The following is a 15,551-nucleotide window of genomic DNA, read 5'->3' on the forward strand; positions in this document are numbered from 1 at the left end:
TTCCGGGCGATCTCGTACTCCGAGGCGTCAACGTTTCAATCGATAGGTCGCGGCGTACTGGATGGCCCCCTTGCCGCCTTCGCTAAAGCTTCGGCGCCCCTGGGCCTCAACGCCGGCGAAGCCTTGGCGTAGCCGGGTCGCGGAGCATGACAACGTCAGGTGTGGCGGTCACTTGCCGAATTCCTCTCGCATCTTGGCCTGGATCTTGGCCATGCCGCCAATCCAGCGGTCGTAGTTCTCGGTCTTCTTGCGCATGTAGCCGAGCACCTGAGGGTGCGGCAGGATCAGGAATGTCTCCTGCTCGAGCCCGGCGAGCACGTCTTTCGCCACTTGCTCGGGCGTGAGATCGCCGTCGCCGGATTGCGGGCCCTTGGGGATGGAGCGCAGCATGTTGGTGTCGACGCCCTGCGGGCAGAGGATCGAGACCTTGATGTTGTGGGCCTTGTGCGAGATCGCGAGATTCTCGGCAAAGCCGACCGCGGCATGCTTGGTCGTCGAGTAAGCCGGGCTGCCGACCTGCGACAAGAGGCCCGCGGCCGAGATGGTATTGAGGAAATAGCCGCCGCCGCGGGCCCTCATACGGGGGACGAGATGCCGCGCCGCATAGACATGCGCCATGACGTGGATCGCCCAGCTGCGCTGCCAGGGTTCATCCGAGGCGCCCCCGGCATTTTCCGACATCGGATCGAAGCCGCCGCCGATGCCGGCGTTGGAGCAGAACAGTTCGATAGGGCCGAACTGCCGCTCGGTCTCCTCGATGACGTGGGCGATGTCCTTTTCCTGCGCGACGTCGCATTTGAAGGCGGCGCCATCGACCATGGCCGCGACCGCCCTCGCATTGGCGGCGTCCATGTCTGCGACGACGACCTTGGCCGCGCCCGCATTGTGAAAGGCCTCGCACAGCGCCTTGCCGATGCCATTTGCGCCGCCCGTGACGACCACGACCTTGCCGGTCACCTGCATGCGACGTCTCCTCTTGTCTTGTACCGCTTTGTATCGCGCCGCTCATTCCGCGTCGCGGGTCCTCGTCAGCTCAACACGAGGTCGAGCACCGCGGTATAATGGCATGCCGCGCCGGCCAAGACAAAGCCGTGCCAGATCGCATTCTGGAAGCGCAGCCGGCGCCAGGCGTGGAAGATCACGCCAAAGCTGTAGAGCAGGCCGCCCGCAAAGATGAAGCCGAGCGCCAGCGCAGGGAGAGCCCTGACCACGGCGTCGTAGAGCATGATGCCGCTCCAGCCCATCGCGAGGTAGATGCCGACCGCGACTCGGTCGAACCGGCCGGGATAGCGCAGCTTCAGCACGATCCCTGATATCGCCGCGCACCAGACGCCGGCGAGCAGCACCAGCGCGAACGCGCTGTCCTTGAGCTCCAGGATGAATGGCGTGTAGGTCGCCGCGATCAGCAGGTAGATCGCGGAATGGTCGAACCGCCGCAGCAGCCACTTGGCCGGCGACACCGGCCAGAGATTATAGGTCGCCGACAGCACCAGCATCGAGAGCAGACCAGCGACATAGATCGACACGCCGACGATGTCGGTGACATCGGAATAGACCGCCGCCAGCACCACCAGGACGGTCGCGGCGATGATGCCGGAGAGCACGCCGATCGCATGGATGATGCCGTCGGCGATCAGCTCGGCGCGGTCGTAGTTCCAGCCGATCGCGTCGGCTGCAGCGTGGACAGAATCGGACGCGAACTGTTTCATTTGGAAGACGGTCATGGCAATCCGCAAAGCGTGGCAATGCCCTCTTGCATGGGTCTTTCGGGATCGGCGTATCGTTCAAACGGCTGATTTGCCGACAAAGGCGGTGGAAGTATGAAAGCTTGATTTTCCTCAGGCAATTGCCACTTTTGTGACTAATCCGTTCTGCGTATCCCTCGCCCGAGATCCCCTCACGTTCATATGGCATTCAGTTTCCAGGATATGGTCGAGGAGGCGCGGCTGTCGGCGCGGGCGCTGATCGACTATGGCGAGCACTTCTTCAATCCGACGGTGCGGCTTGGTGTCACCGGCCTGTCGCGCGCCGGTAAGACCGTATTCATCACCGCGCTGATCCATGGGCTGACGCGCGGCGGCCGGTTTCCGGTGTTCGAAGCCTATGACTCGGGTCGGATCGCGCGGGCGCATCTGGCGCCGCAGCCTGATGATGCCGTGCCGCGCTTTGCCTATGAGAACCATCTGCGCGCGCTGGTCGAGGAACGGCGCTGGCCGAACTCGACCGTGGACATCAGCGAGCTCAGGCTCGTTATCAACTACCAGCGCCCGACCGGCGCCGATCGCACGCTGACGCTCGACATCGTCGACTATCCCGGCGAATGGCTGCTGGACCTGCCGCTGCTCCAGAAGAGCTACGAGCAATGGTCCGCCGAAAGCCTGGCGCTGTCGCGCGAAGCGCCGCGCGCGCATCTCGCGACCGAATGGCACACCCATCTCGCAACGCTCAAGCCCCAAGCGCGCGAGGACGAGCAGGCGACGCTGACGGCCGCAAAGCTCTTCACCGATTATCTGCGCGCCTGCCGCGACGAGCGGTTTGCGATGAGCCTGTTGCCGCCCGGCCGCTTCCTGATGCCCGGCAATCTCGCAGGCTCACCCGCGCTGACCTTTGCGCCGCTCGATGCGCCCGCCGGCGGGCAGGCGCCTGAGGGATCGCTATGGGCGATGATGGTGCGGCGCTTCGAAGCCTACAAGGACGTCGTGGTGCGGCCGTTCTTCCGCGATCATTTCGCGCGGCTCGATCGCCAGATCGTGCTGGCCGACGCGCTCGCCGCCTTCAACTCCGGCCCCGAGGCGCTGCACGACCTCGAGGCCGCGCTCGCCGGCATTCTCGACTGCTTCAACATCGGCCGCAGCACCTTGCTCTCCAGCCTGTTCCGGCCGCGCATCGACCGCATCCTGTTCGCGGCGACCAAGGCTGATCATCTGCATCATTCCAGTCACGACCGGCTCGAGGCCGTGCTGCGCCGCGCGGTCACCCGTGCCGTTGCGCGGGCGGAAAACACCGGCGCGGCGATCGACGTGGTGGCGCTCGCCGCCGTGCGTGCCACGCGCGAGGCGCAGGTGGCGCGTGGCCGGGATAAACTGCCGTCGATCCTGGGAACGCCGGCCGCGGGCGAAAGTGCCGGCGGCGAGTTCTTCGACGGCAACACGGAGGTTGCGACCTTTCCGGGTGATCTGCCCGACGATCCCGAGCCGCTGTTCCGCGGCACCGATGCGTTCCGCGGGCTCGCGACAGAGGCCGCCGAGAGGAGCGATTTCCGTTTCCTGCGCTTCCGCCCGCCGAAGCTCGAACGCGCGGGCAACGACGAGCCCGTGTTGCCACACATCCGCCTCGACCGTGCCTTGCAGTTCCTGATCGGAGACAAGCTCGCATGAACGACCGATCCCAGCCGCGGCGGCCGGCGACGTTCCGGCTCGACGATCCCGGCGTCCTCGTCACCGAGGCCGATGAAGCGGGACGGATCGGTCGCGACACGATCCAGATCACGCCGGAACCAGATCTCATGGCGCTGCCGGTGCCGGTTGAAGCTGCGCTGCCGGCGCGGCGCGGCGTTCCCTGGGGCACGCTGTTCTGGTCCGGCCTCGCAGGGCTGACGTTGCTCGGCACCGGGCTTGGCGTGATCCGTCTGATCGAGGATCTGTTTGCGCGCAGCGAAAGCCTCGGCTTCATCGGCCTTGCCTTCGCCTTCGTCACTGCGCTGGCGCTCGCCGTAGTGATCGGGCGCGAGGCGTTCGGGCTGGCCCGCCTCGCGACCATCGAGAAGCTGCATCAGCGCGCCGCCGCGGTGCTGGCCAGCGACGACCGGAAAGAGAGCCGCGTCATCGTGCAGGACCTGCTCAAGATCGCGCACCAGAACCCGCAGCTGGCGCGCGCCCGCGCCACGCTGGAAAGCCATGCCGGCGAGATCATCGACGGCGCCGACATGATCCGCCTCGCGGAGCGCGAGTTGATGTCATCGCTGGATGCCGAGGCGCGGCGGCTGGTCTCGTCAGCGGCACAAAAGGTCTCGATCGTCACGGCGGTCTCGCCCCGCGCCGCGATCGACGTGCTGTTCGTGTTCGTCGCCGCGCTGCGCCTGATCCGCCAACTCGCCTATCTCTATGGCGGTCGTCCCGGCGCACTCGGCATGATCCGCCTGCTCCGCCACGTCATCGCCCATCTCGCCATCACCGGCGGCATGGCCGCGAGCGACAGCCTGGTGCAGCAGATGCTCGGCCACGGCATCGCGGCGAAGCTGTCGCAGCGACTGGGTGAAGGCGTGCTGAACGGGCTGCTGACGGCGCGGCTGGGATTGGCCGCGATCGACGTGACGCGGCCGCTGCCGTTCGCGGCCTTGCCGCCGCCGAAACTGTCGGATCTGGCAACGGATCTCTTGCGGAAGAAGGACGGGGAAGAGTAGTTTCTTCGCGGCACGTGCTGGCTGCACCCTCTCCCCTTGCAAGAGGAGAAGGAAGTTCGGAGCATGCCGCGCTAAAGCATGATCCGGAAAAGTGCGAAGCGGTTTTCCGGAAAGATCATGCGTAAACAACAAGCTAAAGCGCGATGACGATTCATCCAAATCTCATCGCGCTTTAGGCGCGCTCCCGCTTTTCGGTTTCTCCCGCCAGCACCTTCCACTGGAATAGCGGCGAGTCCTTCGGCGGCGAGAGCTCCGGGGTCCAGCCGGTCAGCTTCTCCAGCACATAAGTGTCCATCACGAGGCCGCGCCAACGGCGCTCGACCTCGCCAAGTTGCTCGCGTTTCGCCGGGATACGCTCCCACAGCGACGAACGATCGTCCGGTTCGCGCCCGACATAGATCCCCGCATGTCCCCTGATCTTGTCCATGCCGGGATCGCGGAAATCCTGGAAGCGGCCGCGCTCGTTGAGCTCGATCACGGGCACACGGCCCCGGAACAACCAGCGCATCATGGCATAGGTGCGATAGTCGGTGGTCGCGATCCAGGTGGCGCCGGTCTCGTCGAGTGCAGCCTGCGCGCGCGCGGCGACCTGCTCGTAGCCGGCCTCGGCGCCGATCGGATCAATCTTGCCGAGCAGATTCCAGGGCGCGACGACGTAATAGAGAAACACGAGAACGACGAAAGCGATGCCCGAGACGATCGCCGTGTTGACCCAGACCAGTGTCGATTTGAGCATTCGGGCCGACCAGCCCTCTTTCGTCATCGTGGCGAGGTTCACCGCGGCGGCCGCAAAGCCCACCGGCCACATGAACATCGGCCAGGTGTCGCCGACGCGAAGTGTCAGCGATTTCACGAGGAAATAGAGAAACGGCACCAGCACCGCGGTGGACAAGAGGATCGCGACCGGCTCGCGCATGCGATAGCCGCGCCGCGCCGTCAACACCAGGCCCGTCAGCACCACCGGCAGCATGACAAAGCCGACCAGGCCGAATTGCAGGCCGATGTAGTCGCCGATCGTGCGCAGCGAGATGCCGTAACTGGCGGTGGCGCGCACGCCCTGGAAACGGAACGAGGCCCAGTCGTGCTGTGCATTCCAGATCAGCACCGGCGAGAACGCGGCGATCGCGACCAGCATGGCGAGGTAAGGGTAGGGACTGCGCAACCAACGCCAGCGCCAGTCCGGCACCAGCAGGAAGGCAGCCACTGCGGGTGCGAACATGATCGCGGTGAATTTCGACAGCACCGAGAGGCCCGCGAACAGGCCGGCCGCGAGCCACCAGCGGCCATCGCCGCTCTGCGCCAGCCGCACCAGCGACCAAACCATCGCCATTGCACACGGAATCATCGCAACATCGGGCGCGACCTTGGCCATCAACAGGCCGTAATAGAGCGCAGCCTCCGGCATCAGCACGGCGACCACAATCGCACGCGTATCATGCGTGAGGCGGCGGACGAGGTCGCCGAGCAGCAGCTGCATCACCAGCATCGCGACGATGCCGCCGAAGCGAACGCCGAGAGTGGTGTCGCCAAAGATCGCGGTTCCGAAACGGATCAGCCAGGCGATTCCCGGGGGATGATCGAGGAAGCTGAGCGCAGCCTCCTTTGACCAGGTCCAGTAATAGGCTTCATCGGTGCGCAGCTCGATCGCGCAGGCATAGACGATGCGGAGCACGGTCATCGCGGCGATGATCACTGCCGCCATGACTAGAGGTCGGCGCGCGCCGCCGCGGAGGGGCTTGATGATGTCAGAGGCTGTCGTCACGGCCGCGCTTTTCGCCAACCTGGGAGGGGGAGTCAATGCGGGGAGCCCATTCGCGCTGTCGTCCCGGACAAGCGCGCGGAGCGAGCGCTTATCCGGGCCCCATAACCACAGCGAGGAGTTTGGCGAAGGCTCGCGGTTGCCAGCTCGCGCGCAAGCCGATCCTGTGGTTATGGGTCCTGGGTCGGCACGCGCCTGGGGCCCTCTTGTCCGGGACGACGGTGGCGGCTTGCCGCGCATGTGATCGGGCGAGCTGTCCGCGGGGGGAATTAAACGCTACGCTGGCTGTTCTTCTCGATGAACTGATACAACCGAATCATGGCCACCGCTCCCGTCCATATGCCCGAACTCGTCCGCGCGACCAGCGCGCGGCAGGTGCGGCTCATCTGCGGCATCATCCTGTTCTGTTATGTGGTCAGCCATTTCCTCAACCATGCGCTCGGCAACATCTCGGTCGATGCCATGGAGATCGGGGTCTACTACCACACCCTGTTCTGGCAGTTCCTGCCGGTCGCGATCGTGTTCTACACGGCCGCGCTGACCCATATGGGGCTCGGGATTTACGCGCTGTATCAGCGCCGGCAGTTCCGCTGGCGGACGATCGAGCCGCTGCAGCTCGTGCTGGGACTGAGCATTCCGGCTCTCGTGATGGCGCATGTGATCGGCGTGCGCCTCGGCCAGACGCTGTACGGACACCAGAAGCTCTATCCGCAGGAGCTCTACCTGTTCTTCGTCGCGGCGCCGGGCCGGCTCTGGCAGATGACGATCCTGCTTCTCATCGCCTGGGTGCACGGCTGCATCGGCATCTATTTCTGGCTTCGCCTCAAGCCGTTCTTCACGCGCGCGGCGCCCTATCTGCTCGCGGCCGCCGTGCTGATCCCGACGTTGTCGTTGCTCGGCATCTACCAGGGCGGCCGTAGCGTCGAACTCGAGGCCGACGACGGCGAATGGCGCACGCACAACCTCGCACGTCGCCAGGTCGGCAGCGTCGCGGAGGCCGACACGCTCGACCGCATCACCGGCGGCCTCACCGTCGGATATTTCGGGTTGCTGGGACTGGCGCTGGCGGCGCGCGGCGTGCGCGCCTGGCGCGAACGGCGCGGTGGCACGATTGTCCTGTCCTACGGCAATGGCAAGACGGTGCGCGTGCCAAAGGGTCTCTCCGTGCTGGAGGCGAGTCTGCGCCACAACGTGCCACATGCCAGCGTCTGCGGCGGCCGCGCCCGTTGCTCGACCTGCCGCATCCGCATCATCGGCGACCATGGCGCCCTGCCCCAGCCATCGCAGCGCGAGGCCTTCGTGCTCGCTCGCGTCGGCACCGCCGATCCGTCGATCCGACTTGCGTGCCAGCTGCGTCCGGACTGCGACCTCTCTTTCTTCCAGCTCTTCACGCCCCACACGCATGCGGCGGATGGACAGGCCTCGACGCCGGCGCGCATCGGCCAGGAACGCTATCTCGTCAGCCTGTTCGTGGACATGCGCGGCTCGACGCAGCTCGCCGAGAAGCGGCTGCCGTTCGACACGGTCTTCATCGTCAACCGCTTCCTCGGCGCGGTCTCGCAGGCCGTGATAGAGAGCGGCGGGCAGCCGAACCAGTTCGTCGGCGACGGCATGCTGGCGCTTTTCGGGCTGTCGGCCGATCCGCCGACCGCCTGCCGGCAGGCGCTGAAGGCTGCCAGCAGCATCGCGATGCATATCGACGAGCTCAACGCGCTCTTGAGCCACGATCTGCGCCAGCCGATCCGCTTCGGCATCGGCATCCATGGCGGCGAGGTCATCATCGGCGACATCGGCTATCGCGATCACATCGTCTTCACCGCGCTCGGCGATGCCGTCAACGTCGCCGCCCGCCTGCAGGACATGACCAAGACGCTGGCCTGCGAGGCCATCGTCTCGGAGGAGGTCCGCCGCACCGCGGACCTTGCAGGGGACGCCCTGCCGCAGCAGGAGGTCGCAATCCGCGGCCGCGACGAGCCGATGGCCGTCCGCGTGATCGCTGATGTGAGGGAGCTGGGGGCGCTGGTCGATGGACGCGAGCGCGTTGCGGCGTGAGGCGCGAGCCAAGCGACAGGTGCGCTCTGTCCCCCGCTTGCGGGGGAAGGTTGGGGAGAGGGTCTCTCCGCGACGGGACAATCCCCTAGAGGAAAGAGCCCTCACCCGGCGCTTTGCGCCGACCTCTCCCGCAAGCAGAAGAGGGCGAGCGCACCGCCGCTGCCGCCACGACTCGCCACTCTCTCCTCGCGCCGCGTAACACCGGCCTGCTGCAACGCAGCGGCATGGGCTTGCTGCGAAAGCACGAATTGACATCATCCAAATCGTTGCGACAGATGAGCACGGGTCTTACGGTGATGACCGCTGGTCCAACGAAAAGCTCCGGGAGGAGACCAGAATGTTCGATCGACGCGACCTGCTCAAAGGAGCGGGGCTTGCCGCGCTTGCGGCCACACTGAATTCCACCAAGGCGCTGGCACTCGACACCGTCACCCTGCCCTTCGCCAATGGCGAACGGCCGCTGGTGAAATATCCGCAGAAGCGGCCAATGATCGGCCTCACCAGCCGGCCGCCACAGCTCGAGACGCCGTTTGCGGTGTTCAATGACGGCCCGATCACGCCGAACAACGCGTTCTTCGTGCGCTATCACCTCTCCGACCTGCCCTACAATCTCGACCCCGACAAGTTCACGCTCGAGGTCAAGGGCAAGGTCGACAAGCCGCTGAAATTGTCGCTGAAAGACATCAGGAAGATGAAGGCGACGGAGATCGTCGCCGTCAACCAGTGCTCGGGCAACAGCCGCGGCTTCTTCGAGCCGCGCGTCGCCGGCGGCCAGCTCGCCAATGGCGCGATGGGCTGTGCGCGCTGGCGCGGCGTGCCGCTGAAGGCGGTGCTGGAGTTGGCGGGCGTTCAGACCGGCGCCAAGCAGGTGACGTTCAACGGCATGGACGGGCCGGTCAACGACAAGACGCCGGACTTCATCAAGGCCCTCGACATCGATCACGCCACCGACGGCGAGGTGATGCTGGCCTATGGCATGAACGGCGAGGACCTGCCGTTCCTCAACGGCTTCCCGCTGCGCCTGATCGTGCCCGGTTATTACGGCACCTACTGGGTCAAGCACCTCAACGAGATCACCGTCATCGACAACGTCTATGACGGCTTCTGGATGAAGTCGGCCTATCGCATCCCTGACACGCCCAACAACGCGGTCGAGCCGGGCACCGCGCCGAAGGCAACGATCCCGATCAACCGCTTCACCATCCGCTCCTTCATCACCAGCGTCCCCGATGGCGCCAAGCTGAAGGCGGGAGCGACCACCCTGCGCGGCATCGCCTTCGACGGCGGCAAGGGCATCAAGGAGGTCCAGGTCTCCACCGACGGCGGGCAGACTTGGGTGAGCGCAAAGCTCGGCAGGGACCTCGGCAAGTACGCCTTCCGCGAATGGAAGCTGCCGGTGAAGCTCGCGGCAGGCAGCCATGAGCTCAAGGTCCGCGCCACCGGCAATGGCGGCGAGACACAGCCGGATACGCCGCGCTGGAACCCGGCGGGTTATTTGCGCAATGTCGTCGAAACCGTCCGCGTGACGGTGGCCTGAAGGAGACTGATCATGCAGCGCACCGTTCTCCTCGCCATCGCGCTCACCCTCGCCGCGGCAGTGGGTTCAACGTTTGCCGCGCCGGTCAATTACAAGACCCCCGACGAGATCGCGGCGTTCAAGCCGGGGCCCAATCTCGAGGTCGTGCAGGGCAATTGCAGCGCCTGCCACTCGTCCGACTACATCGCCACGCAGCCGCCGATGAAGGACAAGAAGGGCTTCTGGCAGGCCGAGGTGACCAAGATGATCAAGGTCTATGGCGCACCGATCGACGATGCCGATGTCGGCAAGATCGTCGATTATCTGGCAGCGACGTATTGACGGTTGGTGAGACGCGTCTGGGCCATTTGACCGCGAAACGGGCAAAACCGGCAAAAACGCCGCGAAGTTGAGCGGAATTCGGCGAAATGCCGATGTGGTTTGAGCTACCAAGCCTGCCACATTCCGCGTATCCTGCTATGACCGAACCGGCTGGTTGGCGGGGACTGGCGGTTCGAGATCTCGGAGGAAGACCCGCGGAGAAGTCGTGATGGCTAAAGGTACGGTCAAGTGGTTCAACCCGACGAAGGGTTATGGATTTATCCAGCCTGCGTCGGGTGGCAAGGATGTGTTCGTGCATATCTCGGCGGTGCAGAAAGCCGGTCTGTCCACCCTCAACGAGGGACAGACGGTGGAATACGAAGAGATCGCAAACCGGGGCAAGACCTCCGCGGAGAACCTCAAAGTATAAGCCCGCGCAGCCTTTGCTGCCTCCCGGATCTGTCCGGGAGCGGGCCAAAAAATTTAAGAAGACGGCCGGTGCATTCGACGACAGGCGTTGCGATTGCACGAGGATGACTATTTTTCCTGCAAAGACCGCCTTTCCGACTACAGCAATGACAATCGCGACAGCACTGCGCTAACCCACCGGCAATGGTGCGTCGCGCTTGATCTCCTCCATCACCGCATAGGTCCGCGTCTCGCGCACGCCCGGCATCGACAGCAGGGTCTCGCCGAGAAAGCGTCGATAGGCGGTCATGTCCGCAAGCCGCGCCTTCACAAGATAGTCGAAGCCGCCGGCAACCATGTGACACTCCAGCACCTCGGGCGCGAGCTTCACCGCGCGCGCAAAGCGCTCGAAATTGTCGGGTGTGGTCTTGTCGAGCAGCACCTCGACGAACACGAGCAAGCCGAGGCCGAGCCGGTGCGGATTGAGCCGCGCGCCATAGCCCTCGACGAACCCCTCGCGCTGCAAGCGCTTCAGCCGCTCGCCGATCGAGGTCGGCGAGAGGCCAATGCGCTCGGCGAGCTCGACATTGGCGATGCGCCCGTCCTCTTGCAAAATCGAGAGGATTCTCCGGTCGATGCGATCAAGTTCCATATCTTACGAGGCTTAATGGTGAATGATCTTCATTTTCTAAGGCAAATCGACTAAATTGTCTATCGAACTACGGTCATGCGGGCTTTATCCTGAATTTCAGCCACAGGACACGCCATGCCGAACATCCCGCCGCCCTTCACTGCTCCCTACGCCCCTGACGACGCCGACATTGCTGCGCGCCTGTTGCCATCGGCCCATCTGAGCCCTCCGCAGGATGCGCGGATCGACCGCGCCGCGACGCGGTTGATCGAGGCGATCCGCAAGCGCGACGACCGCCTCGGCGGGATCGAGGATATGCTGCGGGAGTTCGCGCTCTCGACCAAGGAGGGGCTCGCGCTGATGGTGCTGGCGGAAGCGCTGCTGCGCGTGCCCGATGCCCGGACCGCCGACCAGTTCATCGAGGACAAGCTCGGCGAGGGCGACTTCATCCACCACGAGACCAAGTCCACCGCGTTCCTGGTCAACGCCTCGGCCTGGGCGCTCGGCCTGTCGGCGCGGGTGATCCAGCCCGGCGAGACGCCCGACGGCACCATAGGCCGGCTGGTGAAGCGTCTGGGCGCACCGGCGGTGCGCACCGCCACGCGCCAGGCGATGCGGCTGATGGGCAATCATTTCGTGCTGGGCGAAACCATCGAGCAGGCGCTGGAGCGGGCCCGGCCGCGCTCGGGCCAGAAGCCGCGCTATTCCTTCGACATGCTTGGCGAAGGCGCGCGCACGGCGGCGGACGCCAGGCGCTATTTCGACGCCTATGCCAGTGCCATCGAGACGATCGGCAAAGCGGCTGGCAACCATCCCCTGCCCGACCGACCCGGGATCTCGGTAAAACTTTCGGCGCTGCATCCGCGCTTCGAGGCGATCAGCCGCGCGCGCGTAATGGCCGAACTGGTGCCGCAACTGCTGGACCTCGCGCAGCGCGCCAAAGCCCACGACCTCAACTTCACCGTCGACGCTGAGGAGGCCGACCGGCTGGAGCTGTCGCTCGACGTGATCGCAGCGACGCTCGCCGATGCCTCACTTGCCGGCTGGGACGGATTTGGCCTGGCGATCCAAGCCTATCAGAAGCGCGCCAGCGCGATGATCGACTATGTCGATGCGCTGGCGCGTGCGCATGACCGCAAGCTGATGGTCCGGCTGGTCAAGGGCGCCTATTGGGATACCGAGATCAAGCGCGCGCAGGAGCGCGGCCTCGACGGCTATCCCGTGTTCACGCGCAAGGCGATGACGGATCTCAACTACGTCGCCTGCGCCTCGAAACTCTTGAGCCTGCGGCCGCGCATCTTCCCGCAATTCGCCACCCACAATGCGCTGACGGTCGCGACCGTGCTGGAGCTTGCCGCTGACAGCGGCGGATTCGAATTCCAGCGCCTGCACGGCATGGGCGAAGCGCTCTACGAGCAGCTTGCCGAGGATCACCCAGACATCGCCTACCGCACCTATGCGCCCGTGGGCAGCCATCGCGACCTGCTCGCCTATCTGGTGCGACGGCTGCTGGAGAACGGCGCCAACTCCTCGTTCGTGGCGCAGGCCGCCGATTATCGCGTGCCGGTTTCGGCGCTGCTGCAGCGCCCGGCGGATGCCGTCGGCCGACCGCAACAGGCCGCTCATCCCAGGATTCCGTTGCCGGCAGATCTGTTCGCGCCGGAGCGGCGCAATTCGCGCGGCATCGAATTCGGTGAGCGTGCCGCGCTCGACCGGCTGCTGGCCGACGTCAAGGCGGAAGCAGCCGATCTCAAGTCCGTCACCAACGCGACGCCGGATCAGGCCAACGCGGCGGTAGCCGCTGCGCGCGCGGGCTTCGCCAGTTGGAGCCGGGCGCCGGCGGGCGCACGCGCGGCAGCGCTGGAGCAGGCCGCGCATCTGTTGGAGTGCCGGGGTGCCCGTTTCATCACGCTGTTGCAAAGCGAGGGCGGCAAGACGCTGGACGACGCGCTGTCGGAGCTGCGCGAGGCCGCGGACTTCTGCCGCTACTACGCCGCGCAGGGCCGCAAGCTGTTCGGGAACGATGCCGCCATGCCGGGCCCGACCGGCGAGAGCAACGCGCTTAGCCTGCGCGGCCGCGGCGTGTTCGTGGCGATCTCGCCGTGGAACTTTCCACTGGCGATCTTCCTCGGCCAGGTCACGGCGGCGCTGATGGCCGGCAACAGCGTGGTCGCAAAACCCGCCGAGCAGACCCCGCGCATCGCACATGAGGCCGTCGCGCTGCTGCACGAGGCCGGCATCCCCAGGAGCGCGCTGCATCTCGTCACCGGCGACGGCCGTATCGGGGCGGTGCTGACCGCACACCAGGACATCGCCGGCGTCGTCTTCACCGGTTCGACCGAGGTCGCCCGCAGCATCAATCGGACGCTCGCGGGCAAGGACGGGCCGATCGTGCCGCTGATCGCAGAGACCGGCGGCATCAACGCCATGATCGCGGACGCGACCGCACTGCCCGAGCAGGTCGCCGACGATGTCGTCACCTCCGCGTTCCGCTCCGCCGGCCAGCGCTGCTCGGCGCTGCGGCTCTTGTTCGTGCAGGAGGATGTCGCCGACCGCATGATCGAGATGATCGCGGGCGCCGCGCGCGAGCTCAAGATCGGCGATCCCTCTGACGTCGCGACGCATGTCGGGCCGGTGATCGACACGGAGGCAAAGCAGCGCCTCGATGCGCATATCGCGCGGATGAAGCGCGAGGCGCGGCTGCACTTTGCAGGCCAGGCGCCGGAGGGCTGCTTCGTCGCGCCGCACATCTTCGAGCTCAAGGAGGCCGGTCAGCTCACCGAGGAGGTCTTCGGGCCGATCCTGCATGTCGTGCGCTATCGCGCCGAGAACCTCGCGCGCGTGTTGCAGGCCATCGAGCGCACCGGCTACGGGCTCACCCTCGGCGTGCACTCCCGCATCGACGATACGGTCGAGGCCATCATCGACCGCGTCCACGTCGGCAACATCTACGTCAACCGCAACATGATCGGCGCCGTGGTCGGCGTGCAGCCGTTCGGCGGCAACGGACTGTCCGGAACCGGCCCCAAGGCCGGCGGCCCGCACTACCTCGCGCGCTTCGCCACCGAGCAGACGGTGACGATCAACACGGCTGCAGCGGGCGGCAATGCGGCACTGCTTGCGGGGGAGGAGTGAGGCCCTGCGCCCGGCGCCGTTGCATCCCGTCGAAACATCGGTCTAATGCTCCCATCACTGGCCTGCGCCAATTCCAGCGCGCGGGAAACAACAGGAGCGAGGGAGCAACGCCGCGATGGACAAGGGCATTTTTGCGGGGCTGAAGGTTCTGGACTGCGCGAGCTTCATCGCAGCGCCCGCGGCCGCGACCGTGCTGTCGGATTTCGGCGCCGATGTCATCAAGATCGAGCCGCCCGGCACCGGCGACCCCTACCGCAATCTGCCCAACCTGCCGGGTTATCCGACCGGCGAGCACAATTTCGCCTGGCTCTTGGAGGCTCGCAACAAGAAGAGCATCGCGCTCGACCTCGCAAAACCCCAGGCGCAGGCCGTGCTCTACAAGCTGGTGGCGGAAGCCGACGTCTTCATCACCAACATGCCGCCGCCGGTGCGCGCCAAGCTCGGCATCACCTACGACCATCTCGCCCATCTCAACGATCGGCTGATCTATGCCTCCTTCACCGGCTATGGCGAGAAGGGCGAGGAAGCCAACAAGCCCGGCTTCGACAGCAACGCCTATTGGGCGCGCTCCGGCCTGATGGACCTCGTCCGCGCCGACACCGACACCACGCCGGCGCGCTCGGTCGCCGGCATGGGCGATCATCCCTGCGCCATGGCCTTCTACGGGGCCATCGTCACTGCGCTCTATCAGCGCGAGAAGACCGGCAAGGGTTCACACGTCGCCTCCAACCTGATGGCGAACGGGGTGTGGGCGGCAAGCGTGCTGGCCCAGGCAAAGCTCTGCGGCTCCAAGTTCGGCGAGCGACGACCGCGCGAGCGCGCGCTCAATGCGGTCGCCAATCACTATCAGTGCAAGGACGGCCGCTGGCTGATCCTGTCGCTGCTGAACGAGGAGAAGCAGTTTCCGACGCTGGCGCGCTGCCTCGGGCGCGAGGATCTGATCGACGATCCCCGCTTCGCCACCAAGGCCGACCGCCACGCCCGCTCGGTCGAGCTGATCAAGATCCTGGACGAGACCTTCGCCACCAGGGATCTCGCCGAATGGCGCAAGATTCTCGACGGCAATGGCCTCGTGTTCGGTGTCGTCGCCATTCTGGACGACATCCCGAACGACAAGCAGATGCTCGACAACGAGGTGCTGGTGCCGTTCGAGAACGACACCATGCTGACCATCAACAGCCCGATCTGGATCGACGGCGCCAAGAAGGTGCAGCCGCGCAAGCCGCCCGCCGTCGGCGAGCACAGTGACGAGATCTTGCGCGAGGCGGGATACGACGAGGCGACGATCAAGACGCTGAGGTCGTCGGGGGCGGTTGGTTAGGAGCGC

The 15,551-nt window shown here is 65.7% G+C and carries 12 protein-coding genes; 8 read left to right on the forward strand and 4 right to left on the reverse strand.

Features of this window, described 5'->3' with window-relative positions:
- Positions 1 to 168: 168 nt before the first annotated feature.
- Positions 169 to 963 carry an SDR family oxidoreductase gene (locus P6U28_RS26525; protein ID WP_122401144.1) on the reverse strand — a complete coding sequence of 265 codons (795 nt, stop codon included), beginning with the start codon at positions 961 to 963 and terminating at the stop codon, positions 169 to 171.
- 65 nt (positions 964 to 1,028) lie between these two features.
- Positions 1,029 to 1,724, reverse strand: a complete 696-nt coding sequence (locus P6U28_RS26530; protein ID WP_122401143.1) for a hemolysin III family protein — start codon at positions 1,722 to 1,724, stop codon at positions 1,029 to 1,031.
- Between the two features lie 183 nt (positions 1,725 to 1,907).
- On the opposite strand from P6U28_RS26530, the gene P6U28_RS26535 reads away from it, so the two are divergent.
- Both P6U28_RS26535 and P6U28_RS26540 read left to right on the forward strand, forming a co-directional pair.
- Positions 1,908 to 3,377, forward strand: coding sequence for a YcjX family protein (locus tag P6U28_RS26535; protein WP_122401142.1), 1,470 nt, complete (start codon positions 1,908 to 1,910; stop codon positions 3,375 to 3,377).
- The gene (locus tag P6U28_RS26540) at positions 3,374 to 4,402 is read left to right on the forward strand and encodes a YcjF family protein (protein ID WP_122401141.1); all 1,029 of its coding nucleotides are present in this window, start codon (positions 3,374 to 3,376) and stop codon (positions 4,400 to 4,402) included. The genes P6U28_RS26535 and P6U28_RS26540 overlap by 4 nt, the downstream gene beginning before the upstream one ends.
- Before the next feature lie 172 nt (positions 4,403 to 4,574).
- On the opposite strand, the gene P6U28_RS26545 is transcribed toward P6U28_RS26540, so the two are convergent.
- The gene (locus P6U28_RS26545; RefSeq protein WP_162500137.1) at positions 4,575 to 6,104 is read right to left on the reverse strand and encodes a glycosyltransferase family 39 protein; all 1,530 of its coding nucleotides are present in this window, start codon (positions 6,102 to 6,104) and stop codon (positions 4,575 to 4,577) included.
- 375 nt (positions 6,105 to 6,479) lie between these two features.
- On the opposite strand from P6U28_RS26545, the gene P6U28_RS26550 reads away from it, so the two are divergent.
- From P6U28_RS26550 to P6U28_RS26565, 4 genes are all read left to right on the forward strand, one after another.
- A complete protein-coding gene (locus tag P6U28_RS26550; protein ID WP_122401139.1) occupies positions 6,480 to 8,213 on the forward strand; it encodes an adenylate/guanylate cyclase domain-containing protein in 1,734 nt (577 codons plus the stop codon).
- Between the two features lie 337 nt (positions 8,214 to 8,550).
- On the forward strand, positions 8,551 to 9,750 hold the full coding sequence (locus tag P6U28_RS26555; RefSeq protein WP_122401138.1) for a molybdopterin-dependent oxidoreductase: 1,200 nt from the start codon (positions 8,551 to 8,553) through the stop codon (positions 9,748 to 9,750).
- Between the two features lie 12 nt (positions 9,751 to 9,762).
- A complete protein-coding gene (locus P6U28_RS26560; protein ID WP_162500136.1) occupies positions 9,763 to 10,071 on the forward strand; it encodes a cytochrome c in 309 nt (102 codons plus the stop codon).
- Positions 10,072 to 10,279: 208 nt separating this feature from the next.
- Positions 10,280 to 10,480, forward strand: coding sequence for a cold-shock protein (locus P6U28_RS26565; RefSeq protein ID WP_008563500.1), 201 nt, complete (start codon positions 10,280 to 10,282; stop codon positions 10,478 to 10,480).
- A 168-nt stretch (positions 10,481 to 10,648) separates the two neighbouring features.
- Here the strand turns inward: P6U28_RS26565 and P6U28_RS26570 are convergent, their stop codons facing one another.
- Positions 10,649 to 11,110, reverse strand: coding sequence for an Lrp/AsnC ligand binding domain-containing protein (locus tag P6U28_RS26570; RefSeq protein ID WP_122401136.1), 462 nt, complete (start codon positions 11,108 to 11,110; stop codon positions 10,649 to 10,651).
- A gap of 114 nt (positions 11,111 to 11,224) precedes the next feature.
- Between P6U28_RS26570 and putA the strand changes: the two genes are divergently transcribed.
- Positions 11,225 to 14,224 carry a bifunctional proline dehydrogenase/L-glutamate gamma-semialdehyde dehydrogenase PutA gene (gene putA / locus P6U28_RS26575; protein ID WP_122401135.1) on the forward strand — a complete coding sequence of 1,000 codons (3,000 nt, stop codon included), beginning with the start codon at positions 11,225 to 11,227 and terminating at the stop codon, positions 14,222 to 14,224.
- 115 nt (positions 14,225 to 14,339) lie between these two features.
- Positions 14,340 to 15,545 carry a CaiB/BaiF CoA-transferase family protein gene (locus tag P6U28_RS26580; protein ID WP_122401134.1) on the forward strand — a complete coding sequence of 402 codons (1,206 nt, stop codon included), beginning with the start codon at positions 14,340 to 14,342 and terminating at the stop codon, positions 15,543 to 15,545.
- Positions 15,546 to 15,551 lie beyond the last annotated feature (6 nt).

The organism is Bradyrhizobium sp. STM 3561 (assembly GCF_045571455.1).
GTDB classification, from domain to species: Bacteria; Pseudomonadota; Alphaproteobacteria; order Rhizobiales; family Xanthobacteraceae; genus Bradyrhizobium; species Bradyrhizobium vignae.

Bases quoted from the DNA above. Each gene is read 5' to 3' on its own strand.
- P6U28_RS26525 (WP_122401144.1), bottom strand. From the start codon at position 963: ATGCAGGTGACCGGCAAGGTCGTGGTCGTCACGGGCGGCGCAAATGGC.
- P6U28_RS26555 (WP_122401138.1), top strand. From the start codon at position 8,551: ATGTTCGATCGACGCGACCTGCTCAAAGGAGCGGGGCTTGCCGCGCTT.
- P6U28_RS26545 (WP_162500137.1), bottom strand. From the start codon at position 6,104: ATGGCGGCAGTGATCATCGCCGCGATGACCGTGCTCCGCATCGTCTAT.
- P6U28_RS26540 (WP_122401141.1), top strand. From the start codon at position 3,374: ATGAACGACCGATCCCAGCCGCGGCGGCCGGCGACGTTCCGGCTCGAC.
- P6U28_RS26550 (WP_122401139.1), top strand. From the start codon at position 6,480: ATGGCCACCGCTCCCGTCCATATGCCCGAACTCGTCCGCGCGACCAGC.
- P6U28_RS26560 (WP_162500136.1), top strand. From the start codon at position 9,763: ATGCAGCGCACCGTTCTCCTCGCCATCGCGCTCACCCTCGCCGCGGCA.
- P6U28_RS26530 (WP_122401143.1), bottom strand. From the start codon at position 1,724: ATGACCGTCTTCCAAATGAAACAGTTCGCGTCCGATTCTGTCCACGCT.
- putA (WP_122401135.1), top strand. From the start codon at position 11,225: ATGCCGAACATCCCGCCGCCCTTCACTGCTCCCTACGCCCCTGACGAC.
- P6U28_RS26535 (WP_122401142.1), top strand. From the start codon at position 1,908: ATGGCATTCAGTTTCCAGGATATGGTCGAGGAGGCGCGGCTGTCGGCG.
- P6U28_RS26565 (WP_008563500.1), top strand. From the start codon at position 10,280: ATGGCTAAAGGTACGGTCAAGTGGTTCAACCCGACGAAGGGTTATGGA.
- P6U28_RS26570 (WP_122401136.1), bottom strand. From the start codon at position 11,110: ATGGAACTTGATCGCATCGACCGGAGAATCCTCTCGATTTTGCAAGAG.
- P6U28_RS26580 (WP_122401134.1), top strand. From the start codon at position 14,340: ATGGACAAGGGCATTTTTGCGGGGCTGAAGGTTCTGGACTGCGCGAGC.